Annotated in this window: 15 protein-coding genes; 13 read left to right on the plus strand and 2 right to left on the minus strand. The window is 57.6% G+C overall.

Annotated features, from left to right (window positions below; translation table 11 throughout):
* Nucleotides 1-76: 76 nt before the first annotated feature.
* The gene (locus AC2AXP_RS14430; RefSeq protein ID WP_004960275.1) at nucleotides 77-1,030 is read right to left on the minus strand and encodes a formate/nitrite transporter family protein; all 954 of its coding nucleotides are present in this window, start codon (nucleotides 1,028-1,030) and stop codon (nucleotides 77-79) included.
* Between the two features lie 253 nt (nucleotides 1,031-1,283).
* Between AC2AXP_RS14430 and ccmA the strand changes: the two genes are divergently transcribed.
* From ccmA to mlaA, 10 genes are all read left to right on the plus strand, one after another.
* Nucleotides 1,284-1,916: a cytochrome c biogenesis heme-transporting ATPase CcmA gene (gene ccmA / locus AC2AXP_RS14435; RefSeq protein ID WP_484381774.1), complete on the plus strand. Its 633-nt coding sequence runs from the start codon at nucleotides 1,284-1,286 to the stop codon at nucleotides 1,914-1,916.
* The gene (gene ccmB, locus AC2AXP_RS14440) at nucleotides 1,916-2,575 is read left to right on the plus strand and encodes a heme exporter protein CcmB (RefSeq protein WP_004960282.1); all 660 of its coding nucleotides are present in this window, start codon (nucleotides 1,916-1,918) and stop codon (nucleotides 2,573-2,575) included. The genes ccmA and ccmB overlap by 1 nt, the downstream gene beginning before the upstream one ends.
* 116 nt (nucleotides 2,576-2,691) lie before the next feature.
* Nucleotides 2,692-3,429, plus strand: a complete 738-nt coding sequence (locus AC2AXP_RS14445) for a heme ABC transporter permease (RefSeq protein ID WP_039991865.1) — start codon at nucleotides 2,692-2,694, stop codon at nucleotides 3,427-3,429.
* Nucleotides 3,426-3,677 (plus strand): heme exporter protein CcmD, encoded by a 252-nt coding sequence (ccmD, locus tag AC2AXP_RS14450; protein ID WP_004960287.1) that lies wholly within the window; start codon nucleotides 3,426-3,428, stop codon nucleotides 3,675-3,677. The genes AC2AXP_RS14445 and ccmD overlap by 4 nt, the downstream gene beginning before the upstream one ends.
* Complete coding sequence (gene ccmE / locus AC2AXP_RS14455) at nucleotides 3,674-4,165, plus strand: cytochrome c maturation protein CcmE (RefSeq protein WP_004960289.1); 492 nt, start codon at nucleotides 3,674-3,676, stop codon at nucleotides 4,163-4,165. Before ccmD ends, ccmE begins: the two co-directional genes overlap by 4 nt.
* Entirely contained in the window at nucleotides 4,162-6,132 is a 1,971-nt protein-coding gene (locus tag AC2AXP_RS14460) for a heme lyase CcmF/NrfE family subunit (protein ID WP_198773488.1), read from the plus strand. The genes ccmE and AC2AXP_RS14460 overlap by 4 nt, the downstream gene beginning before the upstream one ends.
* On the plus strand, nucleotides 6,129-6,680 hold the full coding sequence (locus tag AC2AXP_RS14465) for a DsbE family thiol:disulfide interchange protein (protein WP_004960296.1): 552 nt from the start codon (nucleotides 6,129-6,131) through the stop codon (nucleotides 6,678-6,680). Before AC2AXP_RS14460 ends, AC2AXP_RS14465 begins: the two co-directional genes overlap by 4 nt.
* Nucleotides 6,677-7,144, plus strand: coding sequence for a cytochrome c-type biogenesis protein (locus tag AC2AXP_RS14470; protein ID WP_004960297.1), 468 nt, complete (start codon nucleotides 6,677-6,679; stop codon nucleotides 7,142-7,144). The genes AC2AXP_RS14465 and AC2AXP_RS14470 overlap by 4 nt, the downstream gene beginning before the upstream one ends.
* Entirely contained in the window at nucleotides 7,144-8,355 is a 1,212-nt protein-coding gene (ccmI, locus tag AC2AXP_RS14475) for a c-type cytochrome biogenesis protein CcmI (protein ID WP_004960300.1), read from the plus strand. The genes AC2AXP_RS14470 and ccmI overlap by 1 nt, the downstream gene beginning before the upstream one ends.
* A gap of 38 nt (nucleotides 8,356-8,393) precedes the next feature.
* Nucleotides 8,394-9,155 (plus strand): phospholipid-binding lipoprotein MlaA, encoded by a 762-nt coding sequence (mlaA, locus tag AC2AXP_RS14480; RefSeq protein ID WP_039991866.1) that lies wholly within the window; start codon nucleotides 8,394-8,396, stop codon nucleotides 9,153-9,155.
* A gap of 63 nt (nucleotides 9,156-9,218) precedes the next feature.
* Here mlaA and fadL read toward each other — a convergent pair whose 3' ends face one another.
* Nucleotides 9,219-10,496 carry a long-chain fatty acid transporter FadL gene (gene fadL / locus AC2AXP_RS14485; protein WP_004960307.1) on the minus strand — a complete coding sequence of 426 codons (1,278 nt, stop codon included), beginning with the start codon at nucleotides 10,494-10,496 and terminating at the stop codon, nucleotides 9,219-9,221.
* A gap of 406 nt (nucleotides 10,497-10,902) precedes the next feature.
* On the opposite strand from fadL, the gene AC2AXP_RS14490 reads away from it, so the two are divergent.
* From AC2AXP_RS14490 to fadJ, 3 genes are all read left to right on the plus strand, one after another.
* On the plus strand, nucleotides 10,903-11,199 hold the full coding sequence (locus tag AC2AXP_RS14490) for a YfcZ/YiiS family protein (protein WP_081445075.1): 297 nt from the start codon (nucleotides 10,903-10,905) through the stop codon (nucleotides 11,197-11,199).
* Nucleotides 11,200-11,404: 205 nt separating this feature from the next.
* Nucleotides 11,405-12,718 (plus strand): acetyl-CoA C-acyltransferase FadI, encoded by a 1,314-nt coding sequence (fadI, locus tag AC2AXP_RS14495; RefSeq protein WP_198773486.1) that lies wholly within the window; start codon nucleotides 11,405-11,407, stop codon nucleotides 12,716-12,718.
* Nucleotides 12,715-14,874 carry a fatty acid oxidation complex subunit alpha FadJ gene (fadJ, locus tag AC2AXP_RS14500; protein ID WP_004960319.1) on the plus strand — a complete coding sequence of 720 codons (2,160 nt, stop codon included), beginning with the start codon at nucleotides 12,715-12,717 and terminating at the stop codon, nucleotides 14,872-14,874. Before fadI ends, fadJ begins: the two co-directional genes overlap by 4 nt.
* Nucleotides 14,875-15,045: the final 171 nt, after the last annotated feature.

Genomic DNA, 15,045 nt, shown 5'->3' on the forward strand with positions numbered 1-15,045 from the left:
GAATAAGCGCTTAGCGGTTCGTTTGCTCAATCCCTCACCAATTGGCCATGTTTTTGCCGCTTGGCGAGGGAGGGCGTCAGGGTTTGTTGGCCGGGTCGGCGTCTCGCTGTGCCTTTGCCCGTTCGGCTTCACGCCTGGCTTTGGCTTTGTTGCTCATGTCGTTACGGATCTGCGCGTGGCTGATCAGCGCAAAGATAAACGATCCGCCGATGATGTTGCCCGCCAGCGTCGGGATCGCGAACGGATAGAAAAAATCCTGCCAGGGGAGAGCGCCGCTGAACACCAGATACAGTATCTCCACCGAGCCCACCACAATGTGCGTCAGATCGGCGATGGCGACCAGATAGGTCATCAGCACGATCACCCAGATCTTGGCGGCGCCAGACGACGGAAACATCCAGACCATGGTGGCGATGATCCAGCCGGCCAAAATGCCGTTGGCAAACATTTCTTCGGGACTATTTTGCATTACCTCCTTGGCGAGGTCGGTAAACGCCTGACGCGTGGCGTCGTCGAACAGCGGAAGCTGGATAAACGCTTCAGCGGCCAGCCCGGTGCCAATCAGGTTGCCCAGCAGCACCACGCTCCATAACCGGAACAGGATCAGGAAGTTTTTCGGCGTGGGTTTATGCATGATTGGCAACACCGCGGTGACGGTATTTTCAGTGAACAGCTGCTGGCGCGCCATGATCACGATGACAAAACCGAAGGTGTAACCGATATTCTCGATGAAAAATCGACTGGGATCGTCCGGCAATCGGGCGTGGAAGATGCCCTTGGCCATTAACGACGCCCCCATCGACAGTCCGGCCGCCACCGCTGACCATAACAGCGCCAGCCAATCGCGCTCCAGCTCCTTTTCCCCTTCCATGCGGATTTGCTCATGCACGGCCGCAGCGCGTGACGGCAGTTTTTCCTCATCGACTTCTATTTCTGCCTTGCCCTGTTCCTGTTCTTTGCTTTCGACCTTGACCTCACCTTTGTCGCCGCGTTTCTCATCATCCAATCCGAGATTCGGTTTATCGCTCATCTTCAGTTCCCTCAGGCAGCAAAAATCACGTTGATGATTCAAGCGTAGTTGCCGTTGCGTGCGGCTGAAAGTGACAGTCGCTATTGCAATAAAAAGTAACAAGATTTTAACCGAGGCGTTTTTTTCTACGCATTATTGATCTGGTACAGGATATTACCCCCATTGGAGTAGTTGAGCGGGCTTTGGCAGGCTACGTGCGCTCTGTCGCTTATGCTATGATTCGCATTCCCAACGAAAACTGTCGAGTCACCTGATGCTGGAAGTCAGAAACCTGAGTTGTGTCCGCGATGAACGCGTTCTGTTTAGCGGGCTGAGTTTTTCGCTAAGTTCGGGAGAAATTGTCCAGATTGAAGGTGCCAACGGCGCGGGCAAAACCAGCCTGTTGCATATTCTCGCCGGGTTGGCGCGGCCTGACGGCGGTGAGGTGCTGTGGCGCGGTGAAAGCACGCTGCGCAGCCGCGAACGTTATCACTGGGAGCTGCTGTATCTGGGGCACCATCCCGGCATCAATGCCATGCTGACGCCGTTTGAAAACCTGCGTTTTTATCAGCAGGTACGGCGCGCTACCGACGGCCAGGCTATCTGGCAGGCGCTGGAGCAGGTGGGCTTGGTGGGGTACGAAGACTTGCCGGTTGGGCAGCTTTCTGCCGGTCAGCAACGGCGAGTCGCGCTGGCGCGACTGTGGTTGAGCGACTGCCCGTTGTGGATCCTCGATGAGCCGCTGACGGCTATCGACAAGCAGGGTGTAACTGAATTGATTCGCCTTTTTGATCAACATGCGCAGCAGGGGGGCATGGTATTGTTGACCTCCCATCAGGATGTGGTCGGTACTACCCAGGCGGTAGAGAAAATTCGACTGGTTGATGCGGGCGGGGAGCACGTCTGATGTTTTTGACCCTGGTACGCCGCGAATTGAAAATCGCCTTTCGCAAAGGCGCGGAAATAGTTAACCCGCTGTGGTTCTTTTTGATCGTCATTACGCTGTTTCCGCTGGGCGTTGGCCCCGAACCACAGTTGCTGGCGCGGATTGCCCCGGGGATCATCTGGGTGGCGGCATTGCTGGCTTCGCTGCTGTCGCTGGAAAGGCTGTTTCGTGATGACCTGCTGGATGGTTCACTAGAGCAACTGTTGCTGTTGCCGACGCCGCTGCCGATCGCGGTGTTAGGCAAAGTATGTGCTCACTGGGTAGTGACCGGCCTGCCATTGTTGATTTTGTCGCCCTTGGTGGCGTTACTGCTGTCGCTGGACTTCAATAGTTGGCTGGCGGTGGCCTTGACTTTGTTGTTGGGCACCCCGACGCTCAGCCTGATCGGCGCCATTGGCGTAGGCCTGACCGTGGGCTTGCGTAAGGGAGGAGTGCTGCTCAGCCTGCTGGTGCTGCCGTTATATATTCCGGTGCTGATTTTTGCCACCGGCGCTATTGATGCCGCTGCGATGAACATGCCGATTGACGGTTATCTGGCGATCCTCGGTGCGATACTGGCGGGCAGCATGACGTTGGCGCCTTTTGCCACGGCGGCGGCGCTTCGGGTTAGCGTGCACTAGCCAACCGTATGATGCGCTGAATAACGTCGCCAAGAACGTTGCAGCCAAGATGCTTTTTCACCGCTTTGCCGGCGCAAGGCGGACCGGATTTTCATTTATCGTGAGCAATGACAACAATGTGGAAATGGTTACATCAATTTGCCAGGCCTGAGCGGCTCTACCATGTCTGCGGGCGCTTTGTCCCCTGGCTGGGCATGGCCGGCGCGGCATGTCTGCTGATTGGCTGGGTGTGGGGCTTTGGCTTTGCGCCCAAAGACTATCAGCAGGGCGACAGCTTTCGCATCATGTATATTCACGTACCTGCCGCCATGTGGTCGATGGGCATCTATGCCTCAATGGCGGTGGCGGCATTTATTGGCCTGGTATGGCAGATGAAGATGTCGGACAGCGTGGTGGCGGCGATGGCGCCGGTGGGCGCGGTGTTCACCTTTATTGCCCTGGTCACCGGCTCCGCCTGGGGCAAGCCGATGTGGGGCACCTGGTGGGTCTGGGACGCGCGCCTGACCTCGGAACTGGTGTTGCTGTTCCTTTATATGGGTATCATTGCCCTGTATAACGCCTTTGAAGACCGCCGTCTGGCAGGCCGGGCAGCCGGAATCCTGGTGTTGGTCGGCGTGGTCAATATTCCGATTATCCATTTCTCTGTCGAATGGTGGAACACGCTCCACCAGGGTTCGACCAATATGCAGCAAAGCATCGCACCCAGTATGCGCACCCCGCTGCGCTGGGCGATCCTCGGTTATCTGCTGTTCTTCGTGACCCTGACGCTGATGCGCCTGCGTAACCTGATTCTGCTGCAGGAACGCCACCGTCCATGGGTCGCCAACCTGGTGAACAAGGAGCGTCAGCCATGAGTTATAGCGCATTCGATTCCTGGCAGGCCTTCTTCGCCATGGGCGGCTATGCCTTCTACGTCTGGTTGGCGGTGGCCGCTACCCTGATCCCGTTATTGGCGCTGATGCTGCATACCTGGTGGCAGCGTCGGCAACTGCTGGAGGATGTCAGCCGTCGTCAGGCGCGTGAGCGCCGCATTCGCCAATCGCAACAGCAGCATAACAACGCCATCGCGCCATCCGCCAAGCCGCGGGAGAAATCATTGTGAATCCACGTCGTAAAAGTCGCCTGTATCTGGCGATTGTCGTCCTGATCGGCGTTGCGTTGACCGCAGCGCTGGCGCTGTATGCGCTGCGATCGAATATCGATCTGTTTTATACCCCGAGCGAAATTTTGCAGGGCAAGGGTGAAAACCACCAGAAGCCGGAGGTCGGCCAGCGCCTGCGTATCGGCGGTATGGTGATGCCGGGCTCGGTTAAACGCGATCAGCAAACGCTACAGGTCAGTTTTAAAATCTACGACGCGCGCGGCGCTATCGACGTCACCTACGTCGGCATCTTGCCGGATCTGTTCCGTGAAGGGCAGGGCGTAGTGGCTCAAGGAGTGCTGGCTGCGGGCAACGTGGTGCAAGCTAAAGAGGTGCTGGCGAAGCATGATGAAAAATACACGCCGCCAGAAGTGGCCGACGCGATGAAAGAAAATCACCAGGGCCCGGCTTCGGCCTACGCCGCTCCGCAGGAGGGCAGCAAGTCATGATGCCGGAAATCGGGAGTTTTCTGTTATGTCTGGCGCTGGCGGTATCGCTGCTGCTGAGTATTTATCCACAGTGGGGGGCGTCGCGGCAGGATCGGCGCATGATGGCGGTGGCTCGTCCACTGACCTATGGCATGTTTGTCGCCATCGGTCTGGCGTTCTTCTGCCTGGTTTACGCGTTTGTGGTGAATGACTTTACCGTCGCCTATGTCGCGGCCAACTCCAACAGCCAGTTGCCGGTGTATTACCGCATCGCCGCCACCTGGGGGGCGCACGAAGGTTCACTGCTATTGTGGGTGCTGCTGCTGAGCTGCTGGTCACTGGCGGTGGCACTGTTCAGCCGTTCGATGCCGCAGGATGCGGTGGCGCGCGTGCTGTCGGTGATGGGGATGATTACCGCCGGTTTCCTGCTGTTTATCATCATGACCTCGAACCCCTTCACGCGCACCTTGCCAGACTTCCCGATTGACGGGCGCGACCTCAATCCGCTGTTGCAGGATATCGGGCTGATTTTCCACCCGCCGTTGCTGTATATGGGTTACGTCGGTTTCTCGGTGGCGTTCGCCTTTGCCATTGCCTCGCTGATGGCCGGGCGGCTAGACACCGCCTGGGCACGTTGGTCACGTCCGTGGACTACCGCGGCGTGGGTATTCCTGACCCTCGGTATCGTGCTGGGCTCCGCCTGGGCCTATTACGAACTGGGCTGGGGCGGCTGGTGGTTCTGGGACCCGGTGGAAAACGCCTCGTTCATGCCTTGGCTGGCCGGCACCGCGCTGATTCACTCGCTGGCGGTGACCGAAAAACGCGGCACCTTCAAGGCCTGGACCGTGCTGCTGGCGATTACCGCATTCTCACTCTGCCTGCTGGGCACCTTCCTGGTACGCTCCGGCGTGCTGGTCTCGGTGCATTCGTTCGCATCGGATCCGGCGCGCGGCATGTTTATCCTTGCTTATCTGGTGATCGTTATTGGCGGTTCGCTGCTGCTGTACGCCTTCAAGGGCGGGCAGGTGCGCAGCCGGGTACAGCATGAGACGTTTTCACGCGAGACCTTCCTGCTGGGCAACAACGTATTGCTGATCGCCGCAATGCTGGTGGTGCTGCTCGGTACGTTGTTGCCGTTGGTGCACAAGCAACTGGGGCTAGGCAGTATTTCGATCGGCGAACCGTTCTTCAACACCATGTTCACCTGGCTGATGGCGCCGCTGGCGCTACTGCTGGGGATTGGGCCGTTGGTGCGCTGGCGTCGCGATGAGCCGAGCAAACTGTGGCGCCGCCTGGGCATGGCGCTGCTGGTCACATTGGTGCTGTCGATCGCGCTGCCGTGGTTGCTGCAGGACAGCATCGCCGGCATGACGGTGGTCGGGCTGATCATGGCCATTTGGGTCATCGTGCTGACGTTGATGGAGTTGCATGAGCGCGCCACTCACCGTCACGGTTTCTGGCGCGGTCTGGCGCAGCTTTCCCGCAGCCACTGGGGGATGGTGCTTGGCCATCTCGGGGTGGCGGTGACGGTGATCGGCATCGCCTTCAGCCAGAATTACAGCGTTGAGCGCGATGTGCGCATGAAGGCTGGCGATAGCGTGGACATCCACAACTACCACTTTGTATTCCGCGATGTGTATGACATTCGCGGGCCGAACTACACGGGTGGCGTCGGTATCATCGATGTCACGCGCAACGGCAAGCCGGAAGCCACGCTGCACGCCGAAAAACGCTATTACAGCGTGGCGCGCAGCATGATGACCGAGGCGGCAATTGACGGCGGCTTTAGCCGCGATCTGTATGCCGCACTCGGCGAAGAGCTGGACGATGGCTCATGGGCGGTGCGTCTGTACTACAAACCGTTTGTTCGCTGGATCTGGTTCGGCGGGGTGTTTATGGCGATTGGCGGCCTGCTGTGCATTGTTGATCCACGTTACCGCATGAAGAAGAAATTGGCGCGTGAAGGCAAACGGGAGGCGCAGGCATGAAGCGCAAACTGCTGTTTATTCCTCTGATTCTGTTTCTGCTGCTGGTAGCGGCCTTTATGGTGCAGCTAACGCGCAATGCCGGCGGTGAGGACCCGACTATGTTGGAGTCGGCGCTGATCGGTAAGCCGGTGCCGACCTTTACGTTGGAATCGCTCGAGCAGCCAGGCAAAACCTACGATCAGGCGGTGCTGCGCAACGGCAAACCGATGCTGCTGAACGTATGGGCCACCTGGTGCCCGACCTGCCGCGCCGAACATCAGTATCTCAATACGCTGGCTGCCAAGGGTGTGCGGGTGATTGGCTTGAACTACAAGGACGATCGCGCCAAAGCGGTGACCTGGCTGAACACGCTGGGTAACCCGTATGCGCTCAGCCTGTTCGACGGCAACGGCATGCTGGGCCTGGATCTGGGGGTCTACGGCGCACCTGAGACTTTCCTGATCGACGGCGACGGCATCATTCGCTATCGCCACGCCGGTGACATGAATCAACGCGTTTGGCAGCAGGAAGTGTTGCCGCTGTACCGTAAGTACGGAGGGGACGCATGAGGATTGTGATGCTGATATTGGTCGCGTTATTCAGTTACAGCGCCGCGGCGGCCATTGATACCTACAGATTCAATTCGGTAGAGCAGGAGCAGCAGTATCGCGAGTTGACCGAACAGCTGCGCTGCCCGAAGTGCCAGAACAACAGCATTGCCGATTCCAACGCCATCATCGCGGCGGATATGCGTACCAAAGTGTATGAATTGATGATGCAAGGGCAAAGCAAACAGCAAATCATTGATTATATGGTGGCTCGCTATGGCAATTTCGTCACCTATAAACCGCCGGTGACGCCGGCAACGCTGATCCTGTGGCTAGGGCCGTTGCTGTTTGTGCTGATTGGCGGCGCGGTGGTGATTATGCGCAGCCGTCGTCGGGGCGGCGTCGGGAGCAATGAGCAATTCTCCGAGCAGGAGCAACGGCGTCTGGCGGCGCTGCTGAAAGAGACTGACAGGAAGAAACCCTAATGGCTTTTTGGCTGATTATAATTGCACTACTGATCGGCGCCGCGGCGTTGCTGGTGGTGCCGGCGATGCGGCAGGGCAAGGCGGATGCCGTCACCAGCCGTGATGCCTTGAACGCGGTATTTTATCGCGATCGTCTTGGTGAACTGGAAAGAGACGAGCAACAGGGCGTGGTAGCCGAGCGGCCGGAGCTGGTCAAAGAACTGCAGCAGAATTTGCTGGACGACATTCCCGGCCAGCAAGACGCGCAGACGCGGCCGATTAATCGTTGGGCGCTGGTACCGGGCGTGGTGGTATTAGTGGTGGTGGCGGTTGGTTTTTATCTGAAAACCGGCGGGTTGGCGCAGGTGGCTGCCTGGCACCAGGTCGAAGCGCAGATGCCGGAGTTGCGTGAGCGGGTGGCGAATGAGCGCGCCAAGCCGCTGAGCATGGAAGAGATCGCCCGCCTGGGCTTGGGGCTGCGTACCGCGCTGCAACAGGACGATCGCAATATCCATGACTGGATGATGCTCGGTCGGGTCGGCATGGCGCTGAATAACGCCACCACCGCGACGCAGGCATTTGCTCATGCTTACCGGTTGGATCCGAATAATCTGGAAGTACGGCTCGGTTATGCCGAGGTCTTGACGCGCTCCAGCGATCCGGAGGATAACAAACAGGCGACCGCAATGTTACGCAAGATGATCGCCGAAGATCATACCGATCTGCGCGTACTGAGCCTGCTGGCGTTTAATGCCTTTGAACAGGGTGATTATAAACAGGCGATAGGTGCCTGGCAGGTGATGCTCAAATTGATGCCTGCCGACGATCGACGTGTCGAAGTGTTAAAGCGCAGTATTGAACAAGCAAAAATACAGGCAGGCGAGGAAACTGTTAAACTTGCTGTCAATGTGACGTTGTCTCCAGAGGCAGCGAAGGCATTACCACAACAAGGAACGCTGATTATTTCGGTTACCGACGGCAACAGCCCGGTACCGGTTGCCGTAAAACAATTGCCCCTGAGCCGCTTCCCGCTGTCATTCTCGCTGGATGACAGTAATGCCATGATGCCGGAACGTCTGCTTTCGGCGTTGCAGCAGGTGAAGGTACGCGTACGCATCTCTCACGACGGTCTGGCGACGCCGCAGGCCGGAGACTGGTTTGGTGAAAGCGCCGTGCAGGGCTTTAGCGGTAAAGGGCAGGTTGGCGTTCAGATAGACAAGCAAGTTCCTTGATAAGAAGACTGAACGTATTTGTGTTTATGGAGAAAAGTATGAACTTTCGCCTGACTGGGCTGGCTTTCGCAACGGTATTGCTCGTCGGGTGCGCCAGCACCCCTGAGAATGAACCTCAAGGGCGTTCCGATCCTCTGGAAGGGTTCAACCGCACCATGTTCGATTTTAACTACAACGTACTGGATCCTTATCTGCTGCGTCCAGTGGCGGTCGCCTGGCGTGATTACCTGCCGATGCCGGCGCGTAACGGTCTGAGCAACTTCACGTCGAACCTTGAAGAACCGGCCAGTATGGTCAACGAATTCCTGCGTGGCGAACCGTACCGAGCCATGATTCACTTTAACCGCTTCTTCCTCAATACCCTGCTTGGCATGGGTGGGTTGATTGACGTGGCTGGCATGGCCAACCCGAAACTGGCGCGTGAAGAGCCGCGTCGCTTCGGCAGTACGCTGGGTTATTACGACGTTGGTTACGGCCCTTACGTGCAGTTGCCGGGATACGGCAGTTGGACCCTGCGTGAAGACGGCGGCGAATGGGTTGATAAGCTCTATCCGATGCTGAGCTATCTGACCTTCTGGATGTCGGCCGGTAAATGGGTAGTCGAAGGCATCGAAACGCGTGCTCAGCTGTTGGATTCTGACGGCCTGCTGCGCAACTCTTCCGATCCGTACCTGATGATGCGTGAAGCCTACTTCCAGCGTCACGACTTCCTGGCCAACGGCGGCGTACTCAAGCCGGAAGAAAACCCGAACGCCAAGGCGATTCAGGGCGATCTGGATGAAATCGATTCAGCCAATTGAGTGTCGAACGAATAAAGAAAAACCCGCCGATTGGCGGGTTTTTTATGCCGTTCGCGCCAGCGATCAGAAGGTATAGTTGAAGTTGGCGCCGTACAGCCAGGCCTTGCCTTCGGATTCGAAGGTATATGGGCCTTCCTTGACCGTGACATGCTGGCCGTGCATGTAGGACACGCCGACATCAACCGAGGCATTTTTGTTGAACGCGTAGGTGGTACCGGCGCTCAGCCAGAAGCGGTCCTGATCCGGAATGGAAATCGAGCGGTTCTGTGCTGGAACCGGGCTGTCATCGAAGGCAATACCGGTACGGAAGGTCCAGTTATCATCGTAGTAATAAGTGGTACCCAACGCGATGCGGTAAGCGTCTTTGAAGCCTTCATGTTTTTCGAACAGCGTCTGGCCATTGCTGCCGGTAGCGCGCAGCTCCTGGAACTGGCTCCAACTGGTATAGGCCAGGCTGTAGTGGATAGCCCACTGCGGCGCAACCTTGTTATACCCTGAAATTTCCCACATTTCCGGCAGGTGCAGAGTCAGAGAGCCCGGAATGGTATTGCCGTCGGTACCCCACGGCAGGCCGGTTCTGCCCTGCAGCGGATTGTACTGTGAAGGAATGCTGCTTTTGTAATCGCCGTCGAAGTCGATTTTGATTTCAGAGCGGTAGGTGAGGCTATAACGGTTATTGTCGTCAACTTCGTACAACAGGCCAGCGTTCCAACCGTAGCCCCACTCGTCGCCTTTCAGGTGCGAGATCTGGGTATCGGCCGGCATGCCGAGAGCAGGACCGCTTTCACCGGCGTAACGTTCCAGTTTGGCCTTGGCATAAACCGCGTCAAAACCCAGACCGAAGCTGAAGTGTTGATTCAAGCGGTAGGCGGCACTCAGGTTGAGGTTGACCGTGGTCAGATCGGTTTTACCGCCGTACGGGCCTGCGGTATAACCATCGTTGAATTCGGTTGCCAGGCCATAGTTACTGGTCACGGAACCGCCAACTGCCCATTGATCGTTCAATGGGTGAATATAATGCAGGTTCGGGATCCACTGGGCTGGTGCAATGTTTTTCGAGTTAAGGCTGGCACCGGAAGATGACGTGCCGGAAATATCAACGTCCGGATCGACGAAGATCGCACCGACGGAAAGCGCTGGGCTATCAAACATCATCATGGTAGCAGGGTTGCGGCTTGCCGCCGTGGCATTATCCGCGACTGCGCCTTCGCCAGAGAAAGAACGGCCTAAACCAGATGAAGAGTACTCATTCAGCTGGAATCCTGCGGCATACACGTTTGATGAAATAATTGCCACTGCAGCTGCGAGAGCTGATTTAGTAAATAGGTTTTTCTGGCTCATGACCAAAACCTCATTATGTGTTTATTATTTAAACTATGTTACACAAGGTAACAAGGAGCGCGGGATTGTAGGGTCCGTTATCCATCAGACAAATCAGACCAGTGGCTGAATTATAGGTCTGACCTGTGAAAATGTTGCAACTATGTTTTTCAGATATTTCAAAATTGATATCAAAAAAGAGATCTGCTTAACAAAACACCGACGGTAAATAACAAAATTCTGACGCTTCATTAGCAGGCAACCATTTTCGTTTGTGATTTCCATCGCTTAAAACACCTACTAACAGTAAGTGCTAGTGCTGCGCGCCACGGGGGAGTAAAATAGCCCTCAGATTATTGTGATTATGCGCCCGATCAAATTTGGCACTTTAGGCGGTATTGACGCTGCCCGGTGAGGAGAATTGAACATGTCAGATGCAATAAACAAATGCAGTGCGCAAGAAACGGCAGCCTGCTGCTGTGTGGATGTCGGCACCGTGATGGATAACACCGATTGCACCGCATCCTATAGCCAGGTCTTTACAGATCAACAACAGGCACAACAAGCGCTGGCGGCATTGACCGACAAGGCCCGCGCGGTGGAATCCGATCCCTGTGACATCAACAGTAGCATTAATCCGGTTGACGGCGGCTTCCAACTGGATGTCGACTTTATCTTCTGCTGCCAGGCGGAAACCCTGATCTTCCAGCTTGGCTTGCGTTAAACAGCGCGAGTCGACGTCGCTGCGCGGGTCTGCCGCGCAGCTTTTCCTGCCTCCAGCCTCTCCTGGGTTACCGTTAGAAAGTTGCTCCTGCTCGCAGATTTCACCTCTGCCGGTTTGCCAAATATCAACATCTGGTTAACAATGGCCTCATCAGGTCAGACCTGTTTTGATGGTTGCGCTGACGTCTTTTCCTTCAGGAGCGTTTATGAGTAAGGCACTGCCGCTGGTTACCCGACAGGGTGACCGTATTGCAATTGTAAATGGACTGCGTACCCCCTTCGCCAAGCAGGCGACCGCTTATCACGGTATTCCGGCGGTGGATCTTGGCAAAATGGCGGTAAGTGAATTATTGGCGCGCAGCGGTATTGACCCGGAATTAATCGATCAACTGGTGTTTGGCCAGGTGGTGCAAATGCCGGAAGCGCCAAACATCGCGCGTGAAATCGTGCTGGGTACCGGCATGAGCGTGCACACCGACGCCTACAGCGTTTCCCGTGCCTGCGCCACCAGTTTCCAGGCCATAGCCAACGTGGCGGAAAGCATCGTCGCCGGCAGTATCGGTATTGGTATTGCCGGCGGTGCAGACTCCTCTTCGGTGCTGCCGATAGGCGTCAGCAAAGCGCTGGCGCGCACTCTGGTCGATCTCAACAAAGCGCGTACGCTGTCGCAACGCCTCAAGCTGTTCAGCAAGCTCAGATTCCGCGACCTGCTGCCGGTGCCGCCGGCGGTGGCGGAGTATTCTACCGGCCTGCGCATGGGCGATACCGCCGAGCAGATGGCCAAGTCGCATGCCATCAGCCGTGAGGACCAGGACGCGTTGGCGCATCGTTCGCACCAGTTGGCCGCCAGGGCGTGGGAGCAGGGGCTGCTGCGCGCCGAGGTGATGACCGCCTATGTGCCGCCGTACCAGGCGCACATTGCCGAAGACAACAACGTGCGCAAGGATTCCAGCCTGGCGTCATACGCCCGATTGAAGCCGGCGTTCGATCGCCAGCATGGCAGCGTTACCGCCGCCAATAGCACGCCATTGACCGACGGCGCCGCCGCGGTGCTGATGATGAGTGAATCGCGTGCCAAAGAATTGGGGCTGCAGCCGCTGGGTTATTTGCGCAGTTTTGCCTTTGCCGCCATCGATGTCTGGCAGGATATGCTGCTTGGCCCCTCCTATGCCACGCCGCTGGCGCTCGATCGCGCGGGTATTACCCTGGCGGATCTGGCGTTAATCGATATGCATGAAGCCTTTGCGGCGCAGACGCTGGCCAACCTGAAAATGTTCGCCAGCCGCGAGTTCGCCCAGCAAAAACTGGGGCGCAATGAAGCGATTGGCGTGGTCGATATGGATAAATTCAACGTGCTGGGCGGCTCGATTGCTTACGGGCATCCGTTTGCCGCAACCGGCGCACGCATGATTACCCAGACGCTGTACGAGCTGAAGCGCCGCGGCGGTGGCTTGGGGTTGGCTACCGCCTGTGCGGCCGGCGGTTTGGGCGCAGCGATGGTGGTGGAGGTGGAACAATGAGCGTCACAAATGCCTTGCATGAACAGCGTGCCACGCCGTCGGCTTTTCGGCTGACGCTGCGACCGGACCATATTGGTGTGATCACCATCGACGTCCCGGACGAAAAGGTGAATACGCTGAAGGCGGAATTTGTCGATCAGGTCAATGAGGTGCTGAACAAGGCGCAGCAATATGCCGCACTGGAGGGGCTGGTGATCGTGTCAGGCAAGCCGGATTCGTTCATTGCCGGCGCAGATATCACCATGATCGCCGCGTGCAGCAACGCCAAGGAGGCGGAGGATCTGGCGCGCAAAGGTCAAAGTACGCTGGCGAAAATTGCCGCATTCCCGGTGCCGGTGGTGGCGGCCATTCACGGCGCCTGTCTCGGCGGTGGCCTGGAACTGGCGTTGGCATGCCACAGCCGTGTCTGTTCGTTGGACGACAAAACCGCGCTGGGTCTGCCGGAAGTGCAACTGGGGCTGCTGCCCGGCTCTGGTGGTACTCAGCGTTTACCGCGGTTGATTGGCGCCAGCAAGGCGCTGGACATGATGCTGACCGGTAAACACATTCGAGCGCGCCAGGCGTTGCGCATGGGGCTGGTCGATGATGCGGTGCCGCAGGCTATCTTGCTTGATGCGGCGATCGCACGGGTCAAACAGGGCTGGAAGAGCAAGCCGACGCTGCCCTGGCAGGAGCGTCTGATGAACGGGCCGCTGGGGCGAAGCCTGCTCTTCAGCGTGGTGCGTAAGAAAACGCTGGCAAAAACCCACGGTAATTACCCGGCGGCGGAGCGCATTATTCAGGTGGTGCGCGCTGGTCTGGAGCAGGGCAGCGGCCATGGCTATCAGGCCGAGGCGCGCGCGTTCGGCGAACTGGCGATGACGCCACAGTCCGCCGCGTTGCGCAGCCTGTTCTTTGCTTCTACCGCGTTGAAAAAAGAGCGTGGCGGCGACGCACAGCCGCGTGAACTGCAGCGCGTAGGTATTTTGGGCGGTGGCTTGATGGGCGGTGGCATTGCCTGCGTTACCGCCATGCGCGGCGGTTTGCCGGTGCGCATCAAGGATATCAACGAGCAGGGCATCAACCATGCGCTGAAGTACAGTTGGCAGGTGCTTGGCAAACGGGTACGCAGCAAGCGCATGCGCTCAGCCGAACGGCAAAAGCAGATGATGCTGATTTCCGGCACCACCGATTACAGCGGTTTTGACCGGGTGGATATCGTGGTGGAAGCGGTGTTCGAGGATCTGGAACTGAAACAGCGCATGGTGGCCGAAGTAGAACAGCACACCGCACCGCACACGGTATTTGCCTCCAATACCTCGTCACTGCCGATTGGCCAGATTGCCGCCAAGGCGCAGCGGCCGCAGCAGGTGGTCGGCCTGCATTATTTCAGTCCGGTGGATAAAATGCCGCTGGTGGAAGTGATCCCGCATGCCGGCACCCGTGAGGAAACCATTGCCACCACCGTTGCCCTGGCGCACAAACAGGGCAAAACGGCGATAGTGGTGGCCGATCGGGCCGGATTTTACGTCAACCGCATTCTGGCGCCCTATATCAATGAAGCTGCCCGTTGCCTGCTGGCCGGCGAGCCGATGGAATCCCTGGATAAGGCGCTGGTGGATTTCGGTTTCCCGGTTGGGCCGATTACGCTGCTTGATGAGGTCGGCATCGATGTCGGCACCAAAATCATCCCGGTGCTGGTCAACGAACTGGGCCCGCGTTTTGCCGCACCGGCGGCGTTTGATGCGCTATTGAAGGACGGCCGCAAAGGGCGCAAAAATGGGCGTGGTTTTTATCTCTACCCGAGCGAAGGCCAGCAGCGGCAGCGCGGCAAACGCGCCGACAGCGAGGTGTATTCCCTGCTGGGCGTGACGCCAAAGGCGCATCTCGAACCGGCGCTGATTGCCCAGCGCTGCGTGATGATGATGCTGAACGAGGCGGCGCGATGCCTGGACGAAGGGGTGATTCGCAGCGCGCGCGACGGCGATATTGGTGCGGTGTTCGGCATTGGCTTCCCGCCATTCCTTGGCGGGCCGTTCCGTTATATCGATCGGCTTGGCGCGGAAAAGGTGGTGAAAACCCTGCACTATCTGCAACAGCAATACGGCGAACATTTTGCGCCCTGCGAGCGCTTGCAGCGTATGGCACAGCAGGGAGAGCGCTTTTATCCGCGCTAAAATACCCGGCGGTTAACGGCATGGCCGCCCGATTTGCACTACAGTAGCAATAAGGCTGCAATGTGATCCTCATCACTCCTTGCAACAGCGTCAATTCCGGACGCTGTACAGGGAGATTAGGGCGAGGTAACGTAACCGCGTGGTGATGAATGTGGCATCACGATAAAAAAC

It is taken from the genome of Serratia sp. Sp408 (assembly GCF_057180665.1).